The organism is Amycolatopsis nivea, assembly GCF_004522235.1.
Taxonomy (GTDB): domain Bacteria; phylum Actinomycetota; class Actinomycetes; order Mycobacteriales; family Pseudonocardiaceae; genus Amycolatopsis; species Amycolatopsis nivea.
The window spans coordinates 22,282-46,617 of record NZ_SDLT01000023.1 but is presented as its reverse complement, the minus strand read 5'-3'; the positions used below and the strand labels follow the sequence as shown (position 1 = coordinate 46,617).

At 68.9% G+C, this 24,336-nt stretch carries 28 protein-coding genes and 1 pseudogene; 16 read left to right on the top strand and 13 right to left on the bottom strand.

All coding sequences use genetic code 11. From position 1 onward, the window contains the following. Positions 1-10: 10 nt before the first annotated feature. The 7 genes from EIZ44_RS25435 to EIZ44_RS25405 all read left to right on the top strand — a co-directional run bounded on the left by EIZ44_RS25435 (position 11) and on the right by EIZ44_RS25405 (position 5,658). The gene (locus tag EIZ44_RS25435; protein WP_205673294.1) at positions 11-1,012 is read left to right on the top strand and encodes an alcohol dehydrogenase catalytic domain-containing protein; all 1,002 of its coding nucleotides are present in this window, start codon (positions 11-13) and stop codon (positions 1,010-1,012) included. After that, positions 999-2,069: a flavin monoamine oxidase family protein gene (locus EIZ44_RS25430; protein ID WP_134731575.1), complete on the top strand. Its 1,071-nt coding sequence runs from the start codon at positions 999-1,001 to the stop codon at positions 2,067-2,069. Before EIZ44_RS25435 ends, EIZ44_RS25430 begins: the two co-directional genes overlap by 14 nt. Then, positions 2,057-2,590 (top strand): DinB family protein, encoded by a 534-nt coding sequence (locus EIZ44_RS25425; RefSeq protein WP_134731573.1) that lies wholly within the window; start codon positions 2,057-2,059, stop codon positions 2,588-2,590. The genes EIZ44_RS25430 and EIZ44_RS25425 overlap by 13 nt, the downstream gene beginning before the upstream one ends. 1 nt (position 2,591) lies before the next feature. Beyond that, positions 2,592-3,083, top strand: coding sequence for a BlaI/MecI/CopY family transcriptional regulator (locus EIZ44_RS25420; protein ID WP_439098620.1), 492 nt, complete (start codon positions 2,592-2,594; stop codon positions 3,081-3,083). Further along, positions 3,080-4,018 (top strand): M56 family metallopeptidase, encoded by a 939-nt coding sequence (locus EIZ44_RS25415; RefSeq protein WP_134731571.1) that lies wholly within the window; start codon positions 3,080-3,082, stop codon positions 4,016-4,018. The genes EIZ44_RS25420 and EIZ44_RS25415 overlap by 4 nt, the downstream gene beginning before the upstream one ends. Before the next feature lie 90 nt (positions 4,019-4,108). Continuing rightward, positions 4,109-4,822, top strand: coding sequence for a thioredoxin domain-containing protein (locus tag EIZ44_RS25410; RefSeq protein ID WP_134731569.1), 714 nt, complete (start codon positions 4,109-4,111; stop codon positions 4,820-4,822). Further along, a complete protein-coding gene (locus EIZ44_RS25405; protein ID WP_134731567.1) occupies positions 4,819-5,658 on the top strand; it encodes a cytochrome c biogenesis CcdA family protein in 840 nt (279 codons plus the stop codon). The genes EIZ44_RS25410 and EIZ44_RS25405 overlap by 4 nt, the downstream gene beginning before the upstream one ends. Before the next feature lie 10 nt (positions 5,659-5,668). On the opposite strand, the gene EIZ44_RS25400 is transcribed toward EIZ44_RS25405, so the two are convergent. From EIZ44_RS25400 to EIZ44_RS25375, 6 genes are read right to left on the bottom strand one after another with little or no spacing between them, the layout of a single operon-like run. Next, the gene (locus tag EIZ44_RS25400; protein WP_037814479.1) at positions 5,669-6,712 is read right to left on the bottom strand and encodes an LLM class flavin-dependent oxidoreductase; all 1,044 of its coding nucleotides are present in this window, start codon (positions 6,710-6,712) and stop codon (positions 5,669-5,671) included. Further along, positions 6,709-6,921, bottom strand: coding sequence for a tautomerase family protein (locus tag EIZ44_RS25395; protein ID WP_037814481.1), 213 nt, complete (start codon positions 6,919-6,921; stop codon positions 6,709-6,711). The genes EIZ44_RS25400 and EIZ44_RS25395 overlap by 4 nt, the downstream gene beginning before the upstream one ends. Before the next feature lie 2 nt (positions 6,922-6,923). After that, positions 6,924-8,411, bottom strand: coding sequence for an aldehyde dehydrogenase (locus tag EIZ44_RS25390; RefSeq protein ID WP_037814482.1), 1,488 nt, complete (start codon positions 8,409-8,411; stop codon positions 6,924-6,926). Further along, positions 8,404-9,135, bottom strand: a complete 732-nt coding sequence (locus EIZ44_RS25385; RefSeq protein WP_037814484.1) for an alpha/beta fold hydrolase — start codon at positions 9,133-9,135, stop codon at positions 8,404-8,406. Before EIZ44_RS25385 ends, EIZ44_RS25390 begins: the two co-directional genes overlap by 8 nt. A 6-nt stretch (positions 9,136-9,141) precedes the next feature. Next, on the bottom strand, positions 9,142-9,693 hold the full coding sequence (locus EIZ44_RS25380) for an amino acid synthesis family protein (protein WP_037814485.1): 552 nt from the start codon (positions 9,691-9,693) through the stop codon (positions 9,142-9,144). After that, complete coding sequence (locus EIZ44_RS25375) at positions 9,690-10,310, bottom strand: amino acid synthesis family protein (RefSeq protein ID WP_134731565.1); 621 nt, start codon at positions 10,308-10,310, stop codon at positions 9,690-9,692. Before EIZ44_RS25375 ends, EIZ44_RS25380 begins: the two co-directional genes overlap by 4 nt. Positions 10,311-10,631: 321 nt before the next feature. Here EIZ44_RS25375 and EIZ44_RS25370 point away from each other — a divergent pair, with 321 nt between their 5' ends. The 6 genes from EIZ44_RS25370 (at position 10,632) to EIZ44_RS25345 (ending at position 15,086) form a co-directional block, all read left to right on the top strand. After that, the gene (locus EIZ44_RS25370; RefSeq protein WP_134665994.1) at positions 10,632-12,107 is read left to right on the top strand and encodes a purine-cytosine permease family protein; all 1,476 of its coding nucleotides are present in this window, start codon (positions 10,632-10,634) and stop codon (positions 12,105-12,107) included. Between the two features lie 32 nt (positions 12,108-12,139). Continuing rightward, the gene (locus EIZ44_RS25365; RefSeq protein WP_134666234.1) at positions 12,140-12,568 is read left to right on the top strand and encodes an ester cyclase; all 429 of its coding nucleotides are present in this window, start codon (positions 12,140-12,142) and stop codon (positions 12,566-12,568) included. Positions 12,569-12,573: 5 nt separating this feature from the next. Next, the gene (locus EIZ44_RS25360) at positions 12,574-13,098 is read left to right on the top strand and encodes a flavin reductase family protein (protein WP_199817725.1); all 525 of its coding nucleotides are present in this window, start codon (positions 12,574-12,576) and stop codon (positions 13,096-13,098) included. Between the two features lie 42 nt (positions 13,099-13,140). Beyond that, entirely contained in the window at positions 13,141-13,821 is a 681-nt protein-coding gene (locus EIZ44_RS25355) for a GntR family transcriptional regulator (protein ID WP_037814493.1), read from the top strand. 19 nt (positions 13,822-13,840) lie between these two features. Further along, positions 13,841-14,431 carry a 3,4-dihydroxy-2-butanone-4-phosphate synthase gene (locus tag EIZ44_RS25350; protein ID WP_134731563.1) on the top strand — a complete coding sequence of 197 codons (591 nt, stop codon included), beginning with the start codon at positions 13,841-13,843 and terminating at the stop codon, positions 14,429-14,431. Between the two features lie 211 nt (positions 14,432-14,642). Continuing rightward, positions 14,643-15,086 carry a hypothetical protein gene (locus EIZ44_RS25345; protein ID WP_134731561.1) on the top strand — a complete coding sequence of 148 codons (444 nt, stop codon included), beginning with the start codon at positions 14,643-14,645 and terminating at the stop codon, positions 15,084-15,086. Positions 15,087-15,187: 101 nt separating this feature from the next. On the opposite strand, the gene EIZ44_RS25340 is transcribed toward EIZ44_RS25345, so the two are convergent. The 3 genes from EIZ44_RS25340 to EIZ44_RS25330 all read right to left on the bottom strand — a co-directional run bounded on the left by EIZ44_RS25340 (position 15,188) and on the right by EIZ44_RS25330 (position 18,949). Further along, the gene (locus EIZ44_RS25340; RefSeq protein WP_043827530.1) at positions 15,188-16,171 is read right to left on the bottom strand and encodes a S1 family peptidase; all 984 of its coding nucleotides are present in this window, start codon (positions 16,169-16,171) and stop codon (positions 15,188-15,190) included. Between the two features lie 505 nt (positions 16,172-16,676). After that, a complete protein-coding gene (locus EIZ44_RS25335; protein WP_037814504.1) occupies positions 16,677-17,237 on the bottom strand; it encodes an isochorismatase family protein in 561 nt (186 codons plus the stop codon). A 155-nt stretch (positions 17,238-17,392) separates the two neighbouring features. Continuing rightward, positions 17,393-18,949: a GMC family oxidoreductase gene (locus EIZ44_RS25330; RefSeq protein ID WP_134731559.1), complete on the bottom strand. Its 1,557-nt coding sequence runs from the start codon at positions 18,947-18,949 to the stop codon at positions 17,393-17,395. 104 nt (positions 18,950-19,053) lie between these two features. Between EIZ44_RS25330 and EIZ44_RS25325 the strand changes: the two genes are divergently transcribed. Together EIZ44_RS25325 and EIZ44_RS25320 are read left to right on the top strand one after the other, a co-directional pair. Next, positions 19,054-19,530, top strand: a complete 477-nt coding sequence (locus EIZ44_RS25325; protein ID WP_134731557.1) for a GbsR/MarR family transcriptional regulator — start codon at positions 19,054-19,056, stop codon at positions 19,528-19,530. Between the two features lie 55 nt (positions 19,531-19,585). Continuing rightward, a complete protein-coding gene (locus EIZ44_RS25320; RefSeq protein ID WP_134731555.1) occupies positions 19,586-20,806 on the top strand; it encodes a hypothetical protein in 1,221 nt (406 codons plus the stop codon). Here EIZ44_RS25320 and EIZ44_RS25315 read toward each other — a convergent pair. Both EIZ44_RS25315 and EIZ44_RS46300 read right to left on the bottom strand, forming a co-directional pair. Next, positions 20,801-21,565 carry an outer membrane protein assembly factor BamB family protein gene (locus EIZ44_RS25315; RefSeq protein ID WP_439098621.1) on the bottom strand — a complete coding sequence of 255 codons (765 nt, stop codon included), beginning with the start codon at positions 21,563-21,565 and terminating at the stop codon, positions 20,801-20,803. The two genes, EIZ44_RS25320 and EIZ44_RS25315, sit on opposite strands and share 6 nt — an antisense overlap. 51 nt (positions 21,566-21,616) lie before the next feature. Beyond that, a pseudogene (locus tag EIZ44_RS46300) lies at positions 21,617-21,796 on the bottom strand (hypothetical protein); the annotation flags it as partial. A gap of 271 nt (positions 21,797-22,067) precedes the next feature. Here EIZ44_RS46300 and EIZ44_RS25310 point away from each other — a divergent pair. After that, a complete protein-coding gene (locus EIZ44_RS25310; protein ID WP_134731551.1) occupies positions 22,068-22,538 on the top strand; it encodes a hypothetical protein in 471 nt (156 codons plus the stop codon). Positions 22,539-22,955: 417 nt separating this feature from the next. Here the strand turns inward: EIZ44_RS25310 and EIZ44_RS25305 are convergent, their stop codons facing one another. Both EIZ44_RS25305 and EIZ44_RS25300 read right to left on the bottom strand, forming a co-directional pair. Next, entirely contained in the window at positions 22,956-23,498 is a 543-nt protein-coding gene (locus EIZ44_RS25305; RefSeq protein WP_037814511.1) for a flavoprotein, read from the bottom strand. 59 nt (positions 23,499-23,557) lie between these two features. Beyond that, complete coding sequence (locus EIZ44_RS25300; protein ID WP_134731549.1) at positions 23,558-24,265, bottom strand: 5-formyltetrahydrofolate cyclo-ligase; 708 nt, start codon at positions 24,263-24,265, stop codon at positions 23,558-23,560. Positions 24,266-24,336 lie beyond the last annotated feature (71 nt).

Sequence of the window (24,336 nt, the reverse complement as noted above, 5' to 3'; positions counted from 1 at the left end):
GGTACGCGTAATGCCCGTGTCCGCACGCCGCCCCGGCGAGGGCGAAGTGCGCATCGACGTCGTCGCGTCCGGCATCTGCGGTGCCGACGCGGGCACAGTCGCCGCGAAGTCTCCCGCGAACGGTTTTCCCATCACTCCGGGCCATGAAGCGGCTGGGGTGGTCGCCGAGGTCGGACGAGGCGTGCGCGGCTGGGACGTCGGCCAAGCCGCGGGCGTCGGCTGGTTCGGCGGCAGCTGCGGACACTGCACGGCGTGCCGGTCGGGCGACCCGGTCCACTGCCCCGACCGCCGGATCCCCGGCCTGTCCTACCCCGGCGGATGGTCCTCGACCCTCACCGTTCCGGCGAGCGCCCTGATCCGCATTCCCGACGGAATCTCCATGGCGGAAGCCGCCCCGTTCGGCTGCGCCGGAGTCACCACGTTCACCGCGCTGCGCGACAGCGGAGCCCGCCCCGGCGACCGGGTCGCCATCCTCGGCATCGGCGGTCTCGGACATTTCGCCGTGCAGTTCGCCGCCGCCATGGGATTCGAAACCGTCGCCATCGGCCGCGGCGAGCACAAACGCCAAGACGCCGCGGCACTCGGCGCACACCACTACGTCAACGCCGCGGAGGAAGACGCCGGACAGGCGCTGCGGGAGATGGGCGGCTGCCAGCTGATCCTCTCCACCGCGTCCAGCAGCGCACCGCTGGCCGGACTGATCGACGGACTCGCCCCGCACGGCCGGCTCACGGTCGTCGGATTCGACGGCACCGCACTGCCCGTCCCGCTGGGCAAACTCGTGATGCACGCCCGGACCATCGCCGGACACGTGACCGGCAACCCCGCCGACACCGAACAGGCTCTGCGGTTCGCCCAGGCCGCCAACATCCGCCCCTGGGTGCAGACCGTCCCGCTGGCCCAAGCCGCGGAAGCGCTGAAGAACCAGCGATCCGGGCACGCGCGCTTCCGAATGGTGCTCACCGTCGACCCGCGCGAGCGAGAAGAGGACAACCCCGATGCCGCGTCCTGACGACCGTTCCGTCGTGGTCATCGGAGCCGGAGCGGCCGGACTCACCGCCGCCGCGGCCCTCACCGCCGCCGGATACGACACCGTGTGCCTGGAAGCCCGCAACCGCGTCGGCGGCCGGATGCTCACCACCGCAAATCCCGCTCTCGATCTCGGCGCCACCTGGTTCTGGGACGGCGAAACCCGCGTGCGAGACCTGGTCACCCGGCTCGGGCAGCAGATCTTCCCCCAGCACACCGCAGGCAGCGCCGTGTACCAGGACGACACCGGCGCGTACCGGCTGCCGAACAACCCCGTCGACGCACCGGCGTATCGCTTCGCCGCCGGAGCCGGAGCCCTCGCCGAACGACTGGCCGCCACCTTGCCCGACGGCGTACTGCGCCTGGCCACTCCAGTCACCGCCATCCGCGAAACACCGCAGGGACTGTCAGTCGAGACCGCAGCCGAGAGCTACGAAACCGCGCACGTCGTACTCGCCGTGCCACCCGCGCTCGCCGCGGCTCACCTGGATTTCGGCGGCGCACTCCCCGAAGAACTCCTCCGGGTCGCGGCGCAAACGCCAGTGTGGATGGGCGCCATCACCAAAGTCGTCGCGACCTACCGACGACCGTTCTGGCGGGACCGAGGCCTCGCCGGCGCCGCCATCAGCCACTCCGGACCATTGCGAGAACTGCACGACATGTCCGGACCGGACGGCGCCACCCCCGCGCTGTTCGGCTTCGCCGCCGCTGCAACCCCCGGCTTCCGGCAGGCAGTCACCCGACAGCTAACCGAACTCTTCGGACCGGACGCCGCCGAACCCGAAGCCCTGCACATCCAAGACTGGAGCACCGAACGCTGGACCTCCCCGCCCCAGGTGCACCGCCGGACCGACTACGGCCTCTTCGGACACCCGCTCTACCAACGCCCCGCACTGGACGGACGGCTCCACTGGGCCTCGACCGAAACCAGCACCGAATACGCAGGCCACATCGAAGGCGCACTCGCCAGCGGACTCCGCGCCGCGAACACGATCGCCTGCTCCTCCCCCGACCCGAAGGCGGAACCATGCACGAAGTGAACGCCCTGCTGCGCGAATACGACCGCGCCCGCGCCTACACCGACGCCCTGTGGAAAGACCTGACCGCGGACGAGGTCGTCTGGCGTCCGAACGAGAACTCCAGCGCCATCGGCTGGCACCTCGGCCACCAAGCCCACGTCGCGCACTTCATGATCCGCAACCTCACCGCCGCCGAACCCAGCCCCGACCCCGAACTGGACGGCCTCATGGACTCAGCCCAACCGGAACGCTTCCGCGGCGCCCTGCCCACAATCGAACGGCTCACCGCCTTCCGCGACACCGTCGCCGACCGCGTGCACGCCCGCCTCGGCGCCATCGCCGCCGGACAAGTCAGTGCACCCGCGCAACTCACCATCGTCGCCACCACACTGCTGACCGCCCTGATCAACCACGAATACCAACACGACCAATGGATCAGCGAAGTCCGCGCCGACAACCTCGGCCACCCGCTGCCGCCCGACCCGGACACCGACCAGATCTCCCGGCTCGACGGCTACCTCGTCCTCAACTCGTTCGCCTGAGGTGCCGCACGCCCGCCTCGCCGCCCTCGCCGCCAGCCGAGTCAGCGCACCCGCGCAGCTCACCACAACCCGTTCGCCCGAGGTGCCGCACACCCGCCCGACCCGGCTGTGGTACATCACTGGGGTGGCTGGTCTAGGTGACTTGGAAAGCCGAATCATGGCGGCGCTGTGGGACTCGGACGTCCCCCAGACCGTCCGTGCGGTCCATTCGACGCTGCGGGCCGAGCGCGATCTCGCCTACACCACCGTCATGACCGTGCTCGACAACCTGCACACCAAAGGCTGGGTCGTCCGGGAACGCGACGGGCGCGCGTGGTCCTACCGTCCTGCCCGCGCACGGGAGGAGGCTGGCGCGCAGATGCTCCGCGATCTGCTCGACTCGCTGGGCGATCCGCGCGGGGTGCTGATGAGCTTCGCGCGCGACATGAACACCGAGGAATCGCAGTTCCTGCGCCAAGCCCTCGACGAGCCCCGGAAGCCGGAGCGCTCGTGACGCTCGCCGTCGCCTTCCTGCTCGCCTCTGTCGTCATCGCCGCCGGGGCGCCCCGCTACCTGCGGCCCGGCAGCACGCCGCGGGTCCATCCCGCCCTGTCGCTGTGCGCGTGGCTGGTCGCCGCCCTCTCGATGATCGCGACCGCCCTCTCGGCGGCCGTCATCCTGCTGAGCCCCGACCCGGCCGTCCCGGACGGAGCGCTCGGGCTCGCCACCGTCTGCTGGCGGGCGATCGGCCACTCCGCGTTCCCGTGGCTCCTGCTGACCCGCCTTCTCACCGGCCTCACCGTGCTGCTGCTCCTCGTCCGGCTCGGCAGCGTGCTGACCGCGGATCTGGTCAGCGGCAGCCGGAACCGCCGCGACCGCGCGAGGACCCTGCGCGCGGTGGCCCGGGTGTCCGGCGACGTCTGGTGGGTGCCCAGCGAACAGCCGCTCGCGTTCTCCATCGGCCGGTTCCGCCGCGGGATCGTCGTCGCCTCGACCGCGGTGGACCGCCTCGAGGACGACGTCGCCCAAGCCGTGCTCGCCCATGAACGAGCACATCTGCGCGGACGGCACCATCTCGCGGTCACCCTCGCCCATTCGATGGCCCGCGCACTGCCGTGGGTTCCGTTGTGCCGAGCCGCCCCGGCCGCGATTTCCGTGCTGTGCGAGCTTTCCGCGGATGCCGCGGCCGTCAACGCGTGCGGTCTTCCCGCCGTCACCGGTGCCCTGCACTCGATGGCACCCGCCCCTGCCCCACCCGGTGTCGTCGGTTTCGGCGCGCACGTACAAGCCAGGGTTTCGTGGCTGACCCGGCCCCGCTCGCCGATGCTGCGGCGCTCCGGGGCGATCTCCCGCGGCCTGGCCGGAACCACGGCGCTCTTGCCGCCGCTGGTGTCCGCCGCGATGGCGGTCGCGTCGCTCACGCTGCTCTGCCTGAGCCGCACCAGCTGACTTTTCCCGGCCCCGGCTGATCTCCGGTCATCGCTGTCTACTAGGTTCTTAGTAGTTAACTACTATCGACTTAGTAGAGGAGTCGGCGGCATGGCCCGGCGCAACGGCGGAGTTCCCACCCTCGTCCTCGCAGCGGCGCTGGCCGTCGCCGTGCTGGGACTCGTGGTCTTCGCGGTCATTTCCTCGAAGACCGACACGAACGCCTCGCCCGCCTCCACTGCCCCGCCGGCCAAGCCGTCCCTCGGCCCGCTCGGCGAACTCGCGCACCGCAAGCCCGGCGATCCGCTCGCGCTCGGCAAGCCGGACGCGCCGGTGTCCATGGTGATCTTCTCCGACTACCGGTGCCCGTTCTGCGCGAAGTTCAGCAAGGACACCGAACGCACGCTGGCCACACGGTACGTCGACACCGGCAAGCTGCGGATCGAGTGGCGCGACTTCCCCATCTTCGGCGACCAGTCGATGCAAGCCGCGATCGCGGGCCGCGCCGCGGCGCTGCAGGGGAAGTTCTGGGAGTTCAACCACGCCCTCTACGACGCCGCGCCCGAGAAGGGCCACCCGGACCTGCCGCCGGACCGGCTCCTGGAATTCGCCCGCACCGCCGGGGTCCCCGACCTGGCCCGCTTCCAGCAGGACTCCGCCTCCCCGCAGCTCGCCCAGGAGGTGCGCACGGACCTCGCCGAGGCGTCCGCGCTCGGGGTGTCCAGCACGCCCGCGTTCTCCGTCAACGGCTACCCGGTCCTCGGCGCCCAGCCGACCGAGCTGTTCGAGCAGCAGATCGACCGCGCTCTGGCCGGCGCGTCGTGACCGGCGTCAGCCTGCTCACCGCGTTCCTCGGCGGTCTCCTTTCTCTGGTCAGCCCGTGTGCCGCGCTGCTGCTGCCGTCGTTTTTCGCTTACGCGTTCGGCACGGTCGGCGCGCTGCTTTCGCGCACCGCCGCCTTTCTCGCGGGTCTCATGGTCGTGCTCGTGCCGCTGGGCGCCGGGGTGGCGGCGATCGGGGAACTGCTCACCCGCTACCGCGGCATCGCCACCACCGTGGGCGGCGCGTTGCTGGTGTTGCTCGGGCTGATGACGATCGTCGGCCTCGGATTCGGCAGCACCGCCGCCGGACGCTTCGCCGGGAAATGGCGAATCTCCAGCCTGGTCTCCGTTTTCGCGCTCGGCACGGTGTACGGCCTCGCTGGATTCTGCTCCGGCCCGTTGCTGGGCGGCATTCTGACCGTCGCCGCGCTCGGCGCGCACCCGGCCTACGGTGCCCTGCTGATGGCCGTCTACGCCGTCGGGATGGCAGCACCGCTGTTCGTGCTGGCCCTGTTGTGGGACCGCCTGCGCCTGTCTTCGCGACGCTGGCTGCGCGGCCGCGAGCTGCGGATCGGCCCGCTGCGCACCCAGTCGACGTCTCTGATCTCCGGCCTGCTGTTCATCGCCATCGGCGTGCTGTTCCTGGCCACCGACGGCACCGCAGCCGTCGGGGCCGCGGTCGGCGTCGACCAGCAATTCGAGGCGCAGCAGACGGTCCAGCGGGTTTTCGGCGCTATACCGGATACCGTGGTGGCGCTGGCCCTGGTCATCATTGTGCTGACGGCGATGCTGGTGCGCCGATCCCTGCGCCAGAAGCGCAACGACCCCGACGGCGCGTGACGGCGAACAGTCAGGAGAAGACCGGCACGACGTCGGAGATGAAGCGGGCGAGGGATTCCTTCTTCTCTTCGTGCGTCATGCTGTTGTCGGTCCAGTAGCTGAACTCGTCGATGCCCAGTGCTTCGTATTCCTTGAGGCGGGCGATGATCTCCTCCGGGGTGCCGATCATCGCGGTGCGGTGCAAGGAATCGAGCGAGAATTCGGGACGATCGGCGAACTTCGACTCCGGGCTCGGCTCGAGGAAACCGTTCTCCGGCACGGTCTTGTTGCCGAACCAGGCGTCGAAGGTGCGGTAGAACCGGGAAATCGCCGCGGCCGCCGGACGCCAGCCGTCGGGGTCGTCGGGCGAGTGCGCGTAGGTGTGGCGCAGCACCATGATCTCCGGCTGCGGGACCTCGGGGTGGTTGCCGACCGCGGTGTCGAACTTCTCCTTGAGGGCGGCCACTTCCTCGTCGCCCTTCATCAATGGCGTCACCATGACGTTGCAGCCCTGCTCGACCGCGAAGTCGTGCGACGCCGGGTCCCGCGCGGCGACCCACATCGGCGGCGTCGGCTGCTGGACCGGCTTGGGGACGCTGGTCGCGGTCGGGAACTGCCAGATCTCGCCGTCGTGGGCGTAGTCGCCCTGCCAGAGCGCGCGGACCGCGGGCACCAGTTCCCGCAGGTGCTTGCCGCCGTCGGTGGCCTTCAGGCCGGGGGCGAGCCGGTCGAATTCGATCTGGTAGGCGCCGCGGGCGACGCCGACTTCCATGCGGCCGTTGCTGATCACGTCCAGCAGCGCGGTTTCGCCCGCGGCGCGGATCGGGTTCCAGAACGGGGCGATGATGGTGCCCGCGCCGAGCCGGATGGTGCTGGTCTTGGCGGCGAGGTAGGCGAGGACGGGCATCGGGCTGGGCGCGATCGTGTACTCCATCGCGTGGTGCTCGCCGACCCACACGGTGCCGAACCCGCCGGCCTCGGCCATGAGGGCCAGTTCGGCCAGGTTCTCGAACTGCTCGCGGTGGGTGGTCTGCTCGTCCCAGCGTTCCATGTGGACGAAGAGGGAGAACCTCATTGAAACTCCTTCGGTCGGCCGTCGTGCATCTCGGCGATGGTCTGGTTCCCGGTGGCCCAATGGGTCCGGGGGATTTCGCGGACGAGGACGCGGATGTGCTCGGGCCGGGCGCCGACGGTGCTGAGCACCGCCTCGTGCACGGCCGAGATCAGGTCGCGGATCTGCTGTTCGCTCCGGCCCTCGGCGAGGCTGATGTCGATGTTCGGCACGATCAGCCCCGCATCACGAACGGATCGGGCACCGGGCCTTCGTCGGTGTTGATCCAGACGCTCTTGAGGCGGGTGTATTCCTTGATGGTCTCGGTGCCGTGCTCGACGCCGACGCCGCTGGCCTTGAAGCCCTGCCGGGGCGACATCGGCGACATGGCGCGGTAGGTGTTCACCCACACCGTGCCGGCGTCCAGCCGCGCCGCCATCCGGTGCGCGCGGGCGAGATTCGTCGTCCACACGCCCGCGGCGAGCCCGTAGTCGGTGTCGTTCGCCAGCGCCACGACCTCGTCCTCGGTGTCGAACGGCATAATCGCGGCGACCGGGCCGAAGATCTCCTCGCGCACGGCGCGCATTCCATTGTGGACGTCCACGAGCACAGTGGGTTCGTAGAAGCAGCCGCCGAGCCCGCCGTCGGTGGCGCGGCCGCCGGTCAGCACCCGGGCGCCCTCGCTGCGCGCGAGGTCCACATAGGACGCGACCTTGTCGCGCTGGTCCGGGAACGCGAGCGGGCCCAGTTCGGTGTCGTCGGCGAGCGGGTCGCCGATGCGGATGCTGCGGGCTCGTTCGCTGACGCGTTCGAGCAGTTCGTCGTACACGGCGCGGTGGGCGAACACCCGGCTGCCCGCGATGCAGGTCTGCCCGGCGGCGGCGAAAATCCCCGCCACCACGCCGGTCGCCGCGTTCGCGACGTCCGCGTCCTCGAAGACGATGTTCGGCGACTTCCCGCCGAGTTCGAGTGTCGAGCCGATGAACCGGCCCGCGGCCGCGGCGGCGATCCGCGACCCGGTGGCGGTGCTGCCGGTGAACGAGATCTTGGCGAGCCCGGGGTGGTCCACCAGCGGTTGTCCCGCCTCGCCGCCGAACCCGGTCACGACGTTGACCGCTCCGGGCGGGAAGCCCGCCTCGACCGCGAGTTCGGCGAGGCGCAGCACCGTCGCGGACGTGTGCTCGGACGGCTTGATCACGACCGTGTTGCCCGCGCACAGGGCCGGCGCGAGCTTGCTGCCGGTCAGGGTGAGCGGGGAGTTCCACGGCGTGATGGCGCCGACGACGCCCAGCGGCTCCCGGACGGTGTAGTTGAGGACCCGCCGGTCGGACGTCGGGATCACGTCGCCCTGGATCTTGTCGGCGAGCCCGGCGTAGTAGTGGTAGTACTCGGGCAGAGTGGCGAGCTGGCCGCGCATTTCGCGCAGCAGTTTCCCGTTGTCGAGGCTTTCCGAACGCGCGAGTTCTTCGGCGTTCTCCGCGATGAGGTCGCCCAGGCGGCGCAGCAGATGACCGCGCCGGGTCTGGCTAAGCTCCTGCCATTGCGAGTCGTCGAACGCCTTGCGGGCGGCTTCCACCGCGGCCGCGATGTCGCGGTGGTTGCCGCGCGCCGCTTCGTAGAGGACCTCGCCGGTGGCCGGGTTGGCGCTCGGGAAATACTCGCCCGAATCCGGCGGCGTCGGCTTGCCGCCGATGAAGTGGTACAGCCGTCGCGGCTCAGACATGGGAGCACCTTCCGATGAATGCGGTCAAACAGGTGACGAGTTCGCGGGGGTTCTGGACGGGAAGCATGTGCCGGGCGCCCGGGATCACCTCCGCCGTGCAGTCCGGGACGGCCTCGGCGAGCCGGCGGGTCATCTCCGGCGTGGAGCCCGGGTCAAGTTCGCCGGTGACCGCGAGCGCCGGAGCCCGGATCTCCCCGAGCCGCGGCCCGATCTCCGCGTCGGCCGTCGCGAACACGCGGTAGCAGCGGGCGAAACTGGCCGGATCATTGGCTTCCAGCGTGGCTTCGGTGGCGCGGATCCGGTCCGCGGACACGTCCGTCCCGTCGAACCACCGGTGCAGCGAGGCGGCCGTGCTCGCTCGCGGGTCGGCCTCCGCCGTGGCCAGGCGCTTCAGCACCGCCGCCCGTTCGGCCTCGGTGCGACGGCAGACCGAACTGACCGAGGTCAGCGTCGCCACGAGCTCCGGGCGGTGCACCGCCAAATGCTGCGCCACGAGCGCGCCGAGCGAGAATCCCACCACGTGCGCGCCGGGCGGGATTTCTCCGGCGACGCCGGCCGCGAGATCGCCCAGCGTCGTGCCCTCGGGTACCGGCGGACGCGAACCGTGGCCGGGCAGATCGGGCGCGACGATCCGGAACCGGCCGTCGAGCAGTGCGGTCACCGGCTCCCACACGGTGCGGTCGAGGCCCACACCGTGCAGGAGAACCAGCGTCTGCGCGGTCATCGGCGGCTACTGCTCGGTGGTGAGCGGAGCGAGCCGCTGCTGGGGACGTCCCTGCGCGGCGGCGGCGAGGGCCACGACGATCTCGCCGGCGTGCGGCGCGTCGGCGATGCGGACCTCGACCGTCTGGTGATGCGAGCGGATCGTGGCGTCGGTGATGTGCTTGAGCGGGATGTCGAAGACGATCCCCGCCGGCGCGCGCTTCTCGACGGCGGGCAGCAGCGTGGTGGCGTTGGCCGCCTTGCGGAAGTGGTCGCCGAACTTCAAGGTGTGGATGAGCGCCGAGCCGTGCTCGATCTCGCCCTCCAGCCCGACGATGGCGGCCTTGCCGTACGCCTCCGCGGGCCCGCCCAGCGCTTCCATCACCCGGGGGGCGAGCAGGGCGCCGACGTCCGAGGCCGTCGCCTCGATCCCGGGAGCCAGGTCGTCGACGAAACCCTGTCCGTGCCAAGGGTTTTCGATGATCGCGGCGACCACGGCGACCCGCGCGGCCGGCTCCACCGGGCGGCCGCCCTCGGTCAGGGTCTCCTCGACGACGGTGACGATCTTGCGCAGCTTCATGACGGAACGCTCTCCAGTTTCTTCGAGGTGACAGCGGGATCGGTGGTGCGGTCCCCGATGCGGGGATGCGGGCGGGGGCCGGTGGAGGCCGCGGCGACGACGACGATCTCGCCGGGCCCGGGGGCGTCGGAAATCCGCGTGGCGACCGTCTGGTAGTGGCTCCGGGTCGCGGCGTGGGTCTTGTGCCACAACGGAACCACCAGCGTCGTCCCGGCCTCCGCGCGGGTGTCGGCGAAGCAGATGATCGATTCGCCGTCGAGGAACTCGCGCATCAGGTTGCCGAAGTACGGGGTGTGGATCAGCGCGCCGCCGTGCTCGATCTCGCCGGCGTTGCCGACCACCGCGGCCTTCCCGAACGCCTCGACGGCGTCGACCCCGCCCAGCGCGTCCAGCAGCCGGCCGGTCAGCACCCGGGCCAGGACCGGCGCGATCGCCACGACCTCCGGCGACAGGTCCCGCGAAGGACTCGTGCCCAGCCACGGATTCCGCAGCACCGCGGCGACGCTCGCCTGCACGGCGGGCCGCGCGGGCGGCGCACCGGCCTCGGCGACCACCTCTTCGCGGTAGACCACGACCTTGCGCAGGCCGATCTCGTCAGCGCTCACTTCCTCTTGCATGCCACAGACCGTAAGTCGGGACGGGTCGGACGTCAAGGGATCGAGCATGGACCGCGGCGGTTCTGCTCGACAAAAGCCCCGACTCGACGCAGATCGGAAGCACATAACCGCAGATCAAATGCGATTTCTAGGCTTGGCCGCCAGCCGGGCTGCCGCGTCCTCCTCCGCACTGGCGGCCGCAAACCATTGACATGCAAGCGTGGCCACGCCTACCTTCTCTTGCATGCCAGGGAGGCGGCCCCGCCGCAGTACCGGCCGCTCCGGACGCCCCGTCGTCCGCCTTGTCTCCCGCGCTTCGATCCCCATTCGAAAGGTGATCCGATGCCCAGCAACGACGCTGCATCCCCGGTACCGGCCGGGGAAGCACCGGACCTGCACTACCGCGACCGGATCGCGGTCGTCGAACCGTACGGAGTGGACGCGATCCCCGACTCCGAACGGCACGGCAAGCCGGTCTCGCAGTTCTTCATCTGGTTCGCGGCCGGCATGAACTTCCCGATCATGGTGCTCGGGTTCGTCGCGTCCGGCTTCGGGCTGTCGCTCACGTCCGCGGTCACCGCGATCATCGGCGGTTCGCTGCTCGGCGCGGTGCTGATGGGCGTCTTCTCCCGGATGGGCGGGCGCCTCGGCGTCGCCCAGCAGATCCAGGCCCGCGGGCCGCTCGGGTTCTTCGGGAACTTCATCCCGGTCGCCTACGTGAACGTCTTCGCCGGCATCGGCTGGGCCGCGGTCACCGTCATCCTCGGCGGGCAGGCGCTCAAGGCGCTCGCCCCGGGCATCCCCTACTGGCTGGGCACGCTCGTGCTGGTCGTGCTGCAGCTCGTCGTGGCCGTGTTCGGCTACAACATGATCCACTACCTCGAGCGGATCCTCGCGGTCGTGCTGTTCTTCGGCTTCGTGATGATCACCGTCGTCTCGGTCAGCCGCGGCTGGACCGGCAGCTTCCAGTCCAACCCGCACGCGTCCGGCTGGATCGGCGGCACCGGCGGCTGGATCACCTTCGCCGGCTACTTCCTGTCCTTCCTGATCGCCTGGTGGCCGTTCGCCTCCGACTACTCCCGCTACCTGCCCGACAGCAACCGCGTCAACCGCGCCACCGGCATCTGGACCTTCGCCGGCAACTTCCTGTCGCTGTCCTGGCTGGGCATCGCGGGCGCGCTGCTGGGCAACTCGGCCGCGTCCGGCGAAAGCCCCATCGAGGCGCTCGACCGGCTCACCGGTCCGTTCCACATCCCGGCGCTGCTGGTCATCCTGATCTCGTCGTTCTCGCAGAACTTCCTGAACGTCTACGGCGGCGCGATCTCGGTGCAGACGCTGCGGATCCCGATCAGCCGCCGCACCGCGGTCACCGCCATCTGCGCGGTCGCCTACGCGATCAGCCTGTGGGCGGACGAAGGTTTCGAGGCGAAGTTCAAGACCTTCCTGTTCCTCGGCGCGTACCTGATCGCCCCGTTCGGCGCGGTGCTGCTGCTCGACTACGCGCTCGGGCACCGGCGCGACCGGTCGCGCATCGCCGAACTCTACGACTCCCGCCGGATCCTGGAATGGGGTTTCGTCGCCTGGGTGGTCGGCGCGGCGGTCTCCGCGCTGTTCTGGAACCTGTCGTTCTACGTGGGCCCCATGGCGAAAGCGCATCCCGAGTGGGGCGACCTGTCGTACTTCGTCGGCTTCGGCGTCGCGGCGATCGTCTTCGTCCTGACCTACCGGCTGCCGCCGTTGTGGCACCGCGAGAAGCCGGTTTTCGACGACCCCGCCGTCAAGGCCGCCGAGGTCAAGAGCACAGCCCGGGCGTCCTGACCGCCCCGCACCAAGAGAAGGGACACATCGTGATGGCCGACAACGACTCCCGGCGCGACCGCATCCGCGCCGCCTGGGAGAGCGCCTGGGACCGCGGCGAGGTCGACGCTCTCGACGACCTGCTCAGCCCCGGCTACCGCCGGATCGAAAGCGGCGGCGCCGAACACGACCGCGACCAGTTCAAAGCCTCCATCGTCTCGACCCGCTCCGCGTTCCCGGACCTGACCACCGTCGTGGACGAGATCGTCGTCGAAGGCGACCGCGCGGCCATCCGCTGGCACAGCACCGGTTCGCACACCGAGTCGTTCCTCGGCGTTCCCGCGACCAACCGGTCCGTCGCGGTCAACGGCGCCACCTTCGCGCGGTTCAGCGAAGACCGCATCTTCGAGGAGACGGTCACCTGGGACCCGCGCGCCCTGCTCACCGCACTCGGCATCGTCGCCGTCGGACAGGACCGGTGACCGCCATGACTTCCACGATCCCGCCGAGGAACACCCCGATGACCTTCCCCGACCCGGACCTGATGAAGCAGGTCAACAGCCGGTTCGTCAGCGGCGTCACCGTCGTGGCCGCGCTCGACGGCGACACCCCGCGCGGGCTCGCCGTCAACGCGTTCTCCAGCATCTCGCTCGACCCGCCGACGGTGATGGTCGCCGTCCAGCACACGTCCTCCACGCACGACTGCCTGTACCGGACCGGGCACCTGGCGATCAACATCCTGTCCGCCGGGCAGCTCGACGTCGTCAAGACGTTCGCGACGAAATCCGCCGACAAGTTCGCGGGCCTGGACTGGACGCCGGGCCCGCACGGCAGCCCGCTGCTGGAGGGCAGCGCCGCACGGATGGAGGTCGAGATCCGCGAGCGGCTGCTGGCCAGCACGCACACGGTGTTCATCTGCCGGGTCGTCCACGCGGAGGCCGCCGACATCCCGTCGATGGTGTACAGCGCAGGTAGGTTCTTCGACGGAAGCGCCCTCGATCCGCTGGCCTAGACCGGCAGCGGAACGCGGGGCAGGCGAAGGGAGACAGGCACCATGGCTGGCGTCAACGGGACGAGCACCGGCTCCATCCAGGGCAGGCTGATCGCCGAGATCCGGCGGCGCATCATCGCCGGCGAGGTCTCGCCCGGGATGAGCCTGTCCGAACTCGCGCTCGCCGAGGAATTCGGCGTCAGCCGCACCCCGGTCCGGGAAACCTTCAAACAGCTGCAGACCGAAGGCCTGGTCGAGATCCGCCCGCGCGTCGGCACCTTCGTCACCGCACCGTCCCGCCGGGAAATCACGGAACTGTTCGAGATGAAGGAACTCCTCGAAGGAGCCGCGGCGCGCCTGCTCGCCCAGCGCGGCCAAGTGCCCGAGATCGACCAGCTGAAAGAGAATCTGCGCCAAGCCGACCTGGCCGTCGACGCCGACGACCGGGCGCGCTACGCCCAGCTCGTCGAAGAATTCCACGACCTCATCATCGTCGGCGCGGACAACCGCAAACTCGAAGCGCACTACCGCACCCTGATGAACCAGCTCGCCTACTCGCGCCTGGTCACCACGTCGCTCAAACAACCGGGCCGGCCGCACCAGTCCGACCGCGAACACCACCACGTCCTCGAACTGATCCTGTCGAAAGACGGCGACAGCGCCGAACAGGTCATGCGAGAGCACGTCCGAGCCAGCCGCCGCGCCCTCCTCGCAGGCCTGCGCACCGGCGACGCCGCACCCTGACCACCGCAAGGAACCCCCGATGACCGACCTCTGCACCCTCCCGGCCCCAGCCGACATTGTTTATCTCGCCCTCGCCTCCGGCCGCCCCGCAGTGCTGCAGGATGACGACGGAGCCGTGCTCGTCCTGCCCGCGCAGTCCTCGACGCCCGAACTGCTGCACTTCGCCATCCGGTACTCCAGCGGCCTGCTGCACGCCGCCGCCCCGTCCGCCTGGCTGGACCGCCTGCGGATCCCTGACCAGCCCGTACTCGCCTCGGAAGACAGCGGAACGTCCTTCACCGTCGCCGTCGACGCGGTCGATACCGGAACCGGCATCTCCGCCCGCGACCGAGCCCGCACGATGCGAGTCCTCGCCGATCCGGGCACGGTGCCCGCCGATCTGATCCGTCCTGGGCACGTGCTGCCTGTGCGGTGCGCTTCGAGTGGCCGCCCGCGGGTGTGGGAACGAGCGGTCGAACTCGTTTCCGCGGCTGGGCATCATCCGGTCGCGATGGTGTGCCGGCTGGTCGACGATCGGGGCGAACTGCTGGATGACTTCGCGGCTGCTCAGTTCGCTGCTGAGCATGGGCTTCCGGTGGCGGCCTGGGGACCGATGCAGCACGGTCTTTGACGCGCGCGATTCTGGCGAGTCGGGTGTTTTTGCACCACGACTCCAGAAATCATTCCTTCAGGAAATGAACTCCGGCAGCTGCGGGCTCCCCGATTCGCGGACGAGACGCGGCCTGTCCACCCGTTCGTGTCCGTTGCGCCTCCACACCCGGGTTCTTACTATGTGAAGTTGATCAACCACCCGCGGTGTCCACAAAGGAATGAGGCTGGTCGTGCAGGTGCTTCGAAAGGCAGTCCTCGCGGCGTCCGCGACGGTGGCGTTGGCAGCCACGGCATCCGCCGGTCAGCCCGCGTCCGCCGCCCCAGCCAAAACCAGCTGCACGTTCGCGGATCGCTACATCAGCTACCCGAGCACCACCCACGCCACGGCGGTGAAGTGGGCCGTGCGGGTCGACTGGTGCTACGACGGCAAGACCGTCAGCAACATCCGCCACTACGACTACCTCAAGGAAGACGGCGGCGGTGTCGCCGACTACCAGGGCCTCATCCAGAACCAGCTCAGCTACCCCGGATCCGCGCACTACGAAGCGACATTGGTGAAACAGGCGAAGATCGCGCTCTGCGTCTTCAAAATCGGCTGCTACCGCACGTATTACCCCCTCGAACGATTCGTGCTCGGCAACAACGGCAGCTACCGGCTCGAACAACGGAAGTAGCCGCCGCCGCTTCGCAATTGCGGCCTGCAGCGCGTTTATCGCCCTTAAACTCACGGAAATGCCGTGGGGAGACTCCAGAGCCTCCCCACGGCACCCGAGGATCAGGACTGGGGCAGCGTCACCCCGTACCTCTTGGCCGACAGTGTCGCCGGGAAGAAGCACGACGTCTGCGTGTCTCCCCCGGAGAGAGTGCCGAGACCCTTGCTCCCGTCGTAGGCCGGGCCGCCGGAGTCGCCGTGGTCGGAGTGGGCGGTCGTGCAGAACTCGTGGTAGACCGTGTAGCCCTCGGCTTCGAAGGTGTAGTCGACCTTGGTGACCTTGCCCGACGTCACGCCGGAGGTGATCCCGGCGCGCTTCATCTCCTCGCCGACCGTCGCGTCGGCGAATTCGGTGATCTTGGTGCCGTCGTTGATCTCGCTCGGTCCTTCGCCCGAAGCGTTCTCCACGAGCATGTTGTCTTCGTCGGGGAACACCGCGTCGACGGTCTTGCCGTCGTTCCACGGACCGCCGCCGCCGAGTTTTTCGCAGTGGCCTGCGGAGAGGAGCAGCTTCTTGCCGTCCTTCTCCACGTTGAATCCGTTGGAGCAGGACGCTTGGCCGTTGCTGATCTTGTCGCCGCCCTTGATGAACAACGACATGGCACCGGGATGGTGTTCGACGCGGACCATGTCGCCGTGCTGGCGGGCGGTCTCGAGCAGCGCGTCCTTCTGTGCCTTCGGGGTGGCGTCGTAGACGTCGACGACGACCTGGTTGTGCGCGAGGTCGAGGCCCCAGCCTGCGCTGGGCACGCCGCCGGTCGCGTCCAGTTGCTGTTTCACCGTGCTGAGTTGGCTCAGGCTGTACTTCACCACCTGCGCGTTCAGGCCGGAAGCGCGCACCTTGGCCGCGTCGGCGTTGTTGAGCACAGTGACGACCGAGGCGCCGCTGTCGTCGAGGTAGTGCCCGCCGGTGGCGGAGCCGAGACTGCTCATGACCGCGGCCGGTGTCGCCGCTGCGGACGCGGCGGGCACGGTGGTCATGGCGAGGGCCAGCGTGCCGAACGAGCCGACGGCGAGGACGCTCAGCCTGAAACGTGTCGATCGCATGTGTTTCCTCCTGCGCGGAACGGGAGAGAAAGGACGTGCACCGCAGGGGAAGCCCGCCTCCGGGCTTCCGGATTCGGTGCCGGACTCGGCTAGCTGCGGAGGGATCTCCTCCCCCGGGCGTCGGGTGACCGGATCATGAGCCTCCAACCGTCTCGTTGTGGAAACGGAACGTGATCAACCTGAGGTTCGTGATTCTCGAACAGTTCCGGGCAATCGCGACACCGACGAAGGTAGGTTCACGTTTGGCGCAATGCGCGCGCCCGAACGGCGCAGCGGCGGGATGCGTCCGAGCCAGTTGGCGGACGAGTGTCCATTTGAGACGGTTACCGCGTATCGACACGCTTGGTCAACCAGGAAATCGCGCTCGCGCGACTGGAGCAATCAGCCTTACGCTGAACGGACCGAAGTCGCGGCCAGGCTGGGCATCAGCCCGACACCTGCGTGAAGCGCGGCGTCGGCAGCAACCCCGAGCCACCCTCCTCGGCGGGCCAGGGGCGGAGACGGTTCAGTCGATGGCGGCGAAGTCCATTTCCTTTGTCCGCACCGTGCCCGCCGAACGACCCGGCGCGCGGTGGTAGGTCCAATAGAGGTTCGTGTGCGCGATGACCTGATCCGGCGGCGGGGCGCCCCATTCGGAATGGTCCTCGGTCGTGTGCGCGTCGGCGACCAGAAGCGCGTCGTACCCCTTCACGATCGCCGTGTGCAGTGTGGCCCGGATGCACTCGTCGGTTTGCGCGCCGGCTACCACGAGCTTGCCCACCGACAGATCCGAGAGCACTTCTTCCAGTGCGGTGCCCTCGAACGAATCCGCGTAGTTCTTCTCCACCCGGCGCTCGCTCTCCGCAGGCGCGAGTTCGGGCACGATCTGCCACTCCTCGCTCCCCGACGCGAGCTGCTCGTCGGAATGCTGTACCCACACCACCGGCACCGCGTGTTCGCGGGCGTTGGCCACCAGTTCCGCCACGTTCGCGACGACCTCGTCCCGCGCGTGCGCGCCGGAAACGACCGCGTTCTGCACGTCGATCACCAGCAATGCCGTTTTCGGCCGGTTGTCCAGTGTGGTCATTTTCCCCTCCAGGCAAAGTCCCCCACGAGCCAGCAGCACCATAGCGCGCCTTTCGCGGCATTGCTACCGCGCGATCCAGCGCGGTTGTTCGATTCGGAATTCTTTTTTGTCGCTGGGGGCGGGACCCGGGTTTCAGCGGAGAGGAATCTCGGCTTTTAGCGGTCGAGTCGTTCGGCCATCAGCTCGCCCGCCATGATCGATGCCAGGTTGGTATTGGCCCGGGGAACGAAAGGGAAGATCGACGCGTCGACCACGCGCAGGCCGTCGAAGCCGAGTACTCGGCAGTCGGGATCGACGACCGTGTCGCGGTGTCCGGGGTCGCCCATCCGGCACGTGCTGGTGGCGTGCTGCGAGTCGCCTGCGGTGGCGAGCAGGTGATCGTCTAGCTCGCTGTCGTTGTCCAGCACCGCGAACAGCTCCTCGTTCGCGCTCTCCAACGAGCCGCTGAGGATCGGCGCGGTCTCGTCGGAGCGAGCTAGTTCGACCAGCGCTCGAATACCGGCGCGTAGCCGCGGCAGGTCGCGTTCGTCGGAGAGCATTCGCTGGCGCACCAACGGTTGCGCGTCCGGATCAGTGGAGATCAGGCTGACGTCGCCGCGAGAATAGTTCTGGTTGAGCCACACCCCGTACGAACCGGCCCCGGCTCCGGTGTCCGCGAACGCCATGGCGAGCACGCTCTGGTTCATCGAGACGAACATCAGGTCGCCTTCGGGCGCGCCGGGGCCGCTGGTGAAGCGGACGCAGACGTTGGTGTGCCGGTCGTCCGGCGTCTTGATCGCGGCCGCTTCGGTCAGCGGGAGCTGGATCATCGCGATCGGATGGTCCTGCAGGCCGCGGCCGACCGGCAGGTCCGCGCGGACGTCGATGCCGAGCGACCGCAGCTGACCCGCTGGTCCCACGCCGGAGCGCTGGAGGATTGTCGGCGTGTGGATCGCGCCTGCGCTCAGCACGACCGTGTCGGCGAGCTCCGTCGTGGCCGTCCCGCCGATGACGGCCCGGACGCCGATCGCGCGGCTGCCGTAGAAGAGCACCTGGTCCACGATCGCGTCGCCGCGGATGGTCAGGTTCGGCAGCGCCCGGGCGGGTTCCAGGTAGGCGTCGTTGACCGAAACCCGCCGCCCGGCGCGGGAATTGATCGGGTACGGCGAGACGCCGCTGGCTCCCGGAGCGTTCACATCCGGTGCCCAGCCGTAGCCCGCGGCGATCGCCGAGCGGTGCAGCGCGGCGTCGACCGCGCCCCAATTCTCCTGCGGCATACGGTAAATCGGAGTCGGGCCGCCGCGGCCGTGGTAGGGCTCGTCGCCGAAAGCCTCGTCGTCCTCCAGCTTCGCGAAGTACGGCAGCACGTCGCCCGGTCCCCAGCCCGGCAGCGCCCAATCAGCGAAATCCGCCATCGGCGGGCGGATCGCGATCTGCCCGTTGATCGACGAACTGCCGCCCACGCCCCGGCCGCGCCAGTACAGCGCCGGCAGCTGTTTGTCCGTGCGCGTGGAGTCCAAGCCTCGCCACACCATTTCTTTGGCCGCGGCCGGGTCCAGCAGGGCGACGATGGGATTGGGCGAGCGCCACGCTTCGGGCATCTCCGCGGACCGGTAATCCGGACCGGCCTCGAGCAGCAGGACCCGCTTGCCCCGTTCCGCCGAGCGGACTGCCAGCGCCGCTCCCGAGGATCCGGCGCCGACCACGATGAGGTCCCAGCCGCTGTCCGCCATGTGCCTGCCCCTTCGCCGGTCTCCGTGGCGGCTAGAATGATCCCCGGCCGTACGTTCAGTCAAGAGTGAACGTTCAGTTTTTCCTGAGCTACCGTGAGGTGCCGATGACCTTGCCCGACCGGTCCGCCGAGCACGCGCTCGTCGAGGACTTCGGCCTGCGCATCGGCCGGGCGATGGGCTGGCCGCCGATGGCGGGCCGCACCAGCGGCGTGCTGCTGCTCAGCGAAAAACCCCTGACCCTCGGCGAACTCCAGGACGCGCTCGACGCGAGCAAGGGTTCCGTGTCCGAGATGACGCGGCTGCTCATGGTCAACGGCGTCGTCGAGCGGACCAAGAACCCCGGCAGCCGCCAGTTCGTCTACCGCTGGCGCGACGACGCCTGGCTCGGCTGCCTGCAGCACCAGGTGAACGCGACCCGCGAACTGCTCGAGCTGGCCGAGAGCGCACAAGAACACGGCAAACACCTGGCAGCCGAGCAACGCGCCCGGCTGCGGCGAATGCGCGACTACTACGTCTTCATGACCGAACAGCTCGAAGCGCTCCTGGCCGAGTACTCCAGCCGAACCGAGTCCGATGCCTGACCCGGATGACTCAATCCGGACCTGCGCGCACTGACCTGGCCTTAAGGTGAGCCAGGTGGAGCCATTGACCGCGATCGCCACGATCGCCGCGAAGTACGGCGCTTCCCAGCTGATCCGTGCGCTCACCGGGAACGACGAGCTCAGCGGGCTGGCCTCGGAGCTGCTCGGCGAACTCGTGGCCAGCGAAGACCGCCTCAGCGAGCAGATGGCCGGGATCGGCCGTCAACTGGACGAGTTGCTGGATCAGCGGTACACGGTCGCGTTGGGGGCCGGGCAGCGGGCGTTGCGCGACGCGAGCACCGCGCCCGAGCCGCGCTCTCGGGCCGCCGAGCTGGCCCGCGCGCGTGACTTGTTCCGCGAGGCCGCCGCGGCAGCCTCAGCCAAGTCCCCGCTGCAGATCGCGGTGGCCGAGCGGTACGTGGCGCTGTGCTCCCTCTCCGCGGGCCGCCCCGACGCCGTGCCCGCGGCGCTGGACACGTTGAACGAGGCGGCCTTCCGGGCGCTGACCGAGGCGCTTCCGCTCTTCGGGCCCAAGGCTTACGAGAAGGCTCGGGCGCAACTCCCCCGGTCGAGCCGGCTGGGCCTGCGGGGCCGGCGCGAGGAGCGGATCGACGAACTGGGCAGCGACCTCGTCGACGCGGTCGACGACGTCGTGGATCTCGCCCTCAACCTGCTCGCCGAATCGGAGGCCCTCGCGCGCGGGCTCGGTCAGGACCTCGGGCCGGAAACCGACGTCGACCTGCTCCTGCCCGCGGGGTACGAAGACGACGAGCGACTGGCCAGCACCGCGCAGGTGGTCGTCCGGCCGATCGAGCCCGGGCCGCTGCGGTTCGGTCCGCTGACGGTCGCTTTCGGCGACATCCGCCCGGTTCCAGGCCAGCCGCAACCTCCTAGTGCTGCGTCCGCCGCCGTCGTGGTCGCCGCCAAGTTCGCGCAGGACTCGCCGCCGGGGTACGCGGCGACGGCGCGGCCGCCCGGCTTCGAGGTGGAAGTGCTTGTCCGGTCGGACTTTCCCGTGTCGCCGTCCCTGATCGTGTCGTTGCGGCCCGGGCTGGTCCTGGCGGACGAGGTGCTGCAAGAGGTGATGCCCGGCCAGCCCGCGTTCACCGGGGTCGCCAGCGACATGCTCGCCGCGCGGATGCAAGAGATCCGGCTGCCCTATTTTCACCCGGACAGGTTCGTCAACGAGTGGACGGTGAACATCAACAACGTGTTGATCTTCCAGTCGTCCGATCGCCAACTGCTCGAACTGGAGGGCGACGCGCGCTTTCTATGAGCCCGCGCTGTTCCTGACCGCGATGGCGATCAGGCTGCCCTTGGCTACCGCGAACAGCCGATCGGGTGCGGCGCTGCGCAGCGCCCAGATCCGCCGGGCCACGCGGGTGCGATTGGCGAGCCGTCCGTCGGAAGTCAGGTGGAACAGCACGCCGGAGATGCCGGCGACCAGGAAGCCGTCGGCGGTCGGGAACACCTGGCCGACGAGCCGCTCCCCGACATCGACCCGCCACTGCAGGCGTCCTCCGGCGGGGTCCACGACCGTGTAGCCGCGGGGTTCAGGCAACCACAGCAATCCTCCGGCTTGTTCCGGCGCCGCAGCCACAAGGTCAGTCTCGGCCTGGACGAACTCGCGGGCAGTGTCGGATGACAGGTCGATTTCAGCCAGGGCACGTCGGCCGCAACGCAGCAGAAAACGGCCGGGCCCGACCGTTGCGATGCTGGATCCGGCGTCGTTGTCCACGAGCGGCTGCGGAAGCCGCCATGCGGCCCGTACCCGGCCGTCGTGCCGATCGATCAAGCGCACCCGGATGTCGCCCGGTACGCCGATCAGGAAGCCGTCACCGGCGGGCACGGGCAGCACGGTGCGGATTCGCTGCTCGGTTTCCCAGCGGAGCCGCCCCGTCGCGAGGTCGAACGCGCGCAGCGGCGTGTATCCGCGCCAGCCGCCGACGAGCACGACGTTCGCCGAAACGACCAGATGCCCGGGGGTTGCGGGGAGGTCAGCGGACCAGATCTCGCGCCCGGTCGCGAGGTCCAAACAGGACAATCGGGGGTTGTTCTGCGGGATCACCAGGCAACGCTCACCGACGACGGCAACCGCCCGCGGCCACGTGCCGATCGGAACGTCCCACCGCACAGCACCGTCGGACGGGTCGAGGCTCACCAGCCTGGTGCTGCGCTCGTGGACGATGACGTGACCGCTTGTCACGGCCAGGCCCGAGGCAACGCCGCGCTGGTGCAGCGGATGCTCCCACTCGATGTCGATCACCGCATCAGACCACCACGATCAGGTGACCATCGGCAACCGCATTAGGTGCGCCGCGAAACCAGGCGGCCCGCTTTATTCTTCGCGCGGCAAAAATTTCGCTAGGCAACATTCTCGGCCAGATGTCCCGGGCCATGCAACCGTTTCTGATTTCCCCAAGTCCCACGGCTGACGCATTCGGAGCCGCTGCACCGAATGCGTCAGAAACGGAGCTTGACATCGGTGCAATGCTGAAAGTTCGCAGGCGGAAATCCATCTATCGCCGAGGGGTGCCATGAAAAAGACCGGTTTGCTCCTGACGCTCGCTGCCGTCCTCGTGCTGAATGCGCTCACGTCCGCCGGGACGTCGGCCGCGGTCCCCCGCCGGGATCCGGCTTCGGCCTTCGAGGCCTACGTGACCTTGTTCAACCAGACCAACCGGGTTCTGACCCTCAAGGCGTCCCACCTCGACCACGGGTGCTGGGACACCGAACCGTCCAGCCGGATCCAGCCGCACACGGCAGTCTATTGGCGGTCCGACAGCTGCGGGGCGTTCACCGGCACCGAAGGCTGGGTGAACTACACGATCGAGAGAACGGGGGGTCAAGGCTACGCCTACGCGCACTGGAACCTCCCCTATTCCGGCTCCAATTCCTTCGACGGCACAGCAGGCGGGCTGTTCACGATGACCACGCAGGGAAACAACGAACGACACGCACAGGTCAACTACATCCTCAAATGTGTCATTCCCAGCTGCGTGGGATGAGCCATCTGGTCCACCCCAGGGAGTAAGACGACCGCCCGGCGGCCCTTCTCTTCGGTCGCCGGGCCTGACGCGGCCGGTCCCGCAGAGCGAGTCGCAAGAGGCGCAACTACCGCGACTGCGCGTCGTGTTGTGACCTGCTCGCGCCAACCAGACCCACCGCGACCGTGCCGCCTCGCATGCCCGGGCCAGCTGTCCCAGGCGCGATCCCCGCGGCAGCCGCACAGAACCCGTTCCCCAAGCCCGTTCTGGCGACGCCCGCTGCATGCACGGCCTCTCCCGGGGCTCCCGCACGGCGTGACCGGGTCCAACCGCCCAGCTTCTCCGGGAAGTCGGAGCGACTCCCAGCACCGCGCGTCGGATTCCGACCGGCAAGCCTGTAACGGAGAGGTGAGCCGTCACACTGCGAGCGCCTCGCCTTCAACCTCCTGAGAGTTCTTTTACGTCTCGTAAAGCCGCGACGATCTGCGGCCAGTCGAAGGTGGCCAGACCGTCGTCGGCGCGCACAGTCACAGCATCCGGATCCATTATGGAGGCACCCGCGTTGACCAGTCTGGCCACGCTCTCGCCGTACGCAGGATGCCTGCGCAGTACGGCTTTCACGCACGGCACAACAACAATCGGGACACCCGTGCCGAGCATCTCGTTGAGAATTCCCAGAGCGAAGGTATCGCTGAATCCGGCCGCCCACTTGTTGATCGAGTTGAACGTCATCGGTGCCGCCAGCACAGCCGCTGCGCGAGGAAGCGACTCCCGTTGCCGCGGGGATCCGGAGTGAACCCGCGTGATGCAGCCTGTCGCAGCAGCGAGTTCGTCCAGATCGGTCCACGACGCCGCGTTCGGAGTGGCGATGACACAGACCGACCAACCCTCGCAGGTGAGCGTCCCGACGAGCTCCTGGATCCGCAGGACCGGCGGAGCAGCAGTGACTACCAGATACAGCCACCGCGATTTGTCGCTCATCCACCCCTCCCCTGTTCGTATCTTGCGCGAACCCGGTGCCAACTGACGGCGACTGCGCCTCAGCGGCGCGCGAAGAGCCGCGACAGCGCCGGGACAGCCCGGATTTTCTCGCTGCTCAGATGACTCCACACGATCCCAGCGGGCCGGCGGCGCGCTTCGCAGTAGATAACTTGCGTCGGCGTCACAATGACGTCAACGCTGAAGTCGTGCTCGGTTTCGGGGAGATCGGTATCCACGACTTGAAGCTCGTGCACGGTGCTGATGATCGTCGTCTGCGGGCCGATCAGCCCGGCTTCCGACAGGAGGGCAACCTCGATGTCCGAGTAGCCTGCCCCCTTTCCGACTCGCGCGCCTCGCCTGTCGACTGCGACACTGCCGCAAACGACGACGTCTATCGGTTTCATCTGTCCGGGGCCTACCGTCGGGGCAACGTCGGCAGCATACTTGCTCTGCGCGGCTTCAATGCTGACCCTTTCCGGATCGAGCGCGTAGAAGGGGTTCGGGTTGTCCATCGCGGGTACGGCCATGCAGAGAATCTTTCCGTCCCGCAAAGCCCTCTCCCGCACCAGCAGTTGAGCGCGATCCGGATTGGACTTGACCACCCGTGCGTCCCGCCAGACGTCCAGCGCGGCCAAACGCTCCGCTGCTGCCGCTGTTCCAGCGAATGACGGAATGCACCCAGCAGCGCCCCTCGGGTCCACCGCTTCGGCGTCGAGCGCCGCCCAGACACGCTCACGGGCAGCGCGTTTCGCTTCGTCGATCTCCATGTCTCTGTTGTACCGTGCAGATCGCTGCACCTCATACCTCAAGTTGAGCACCGCGTTGGCCTCGGACGCGT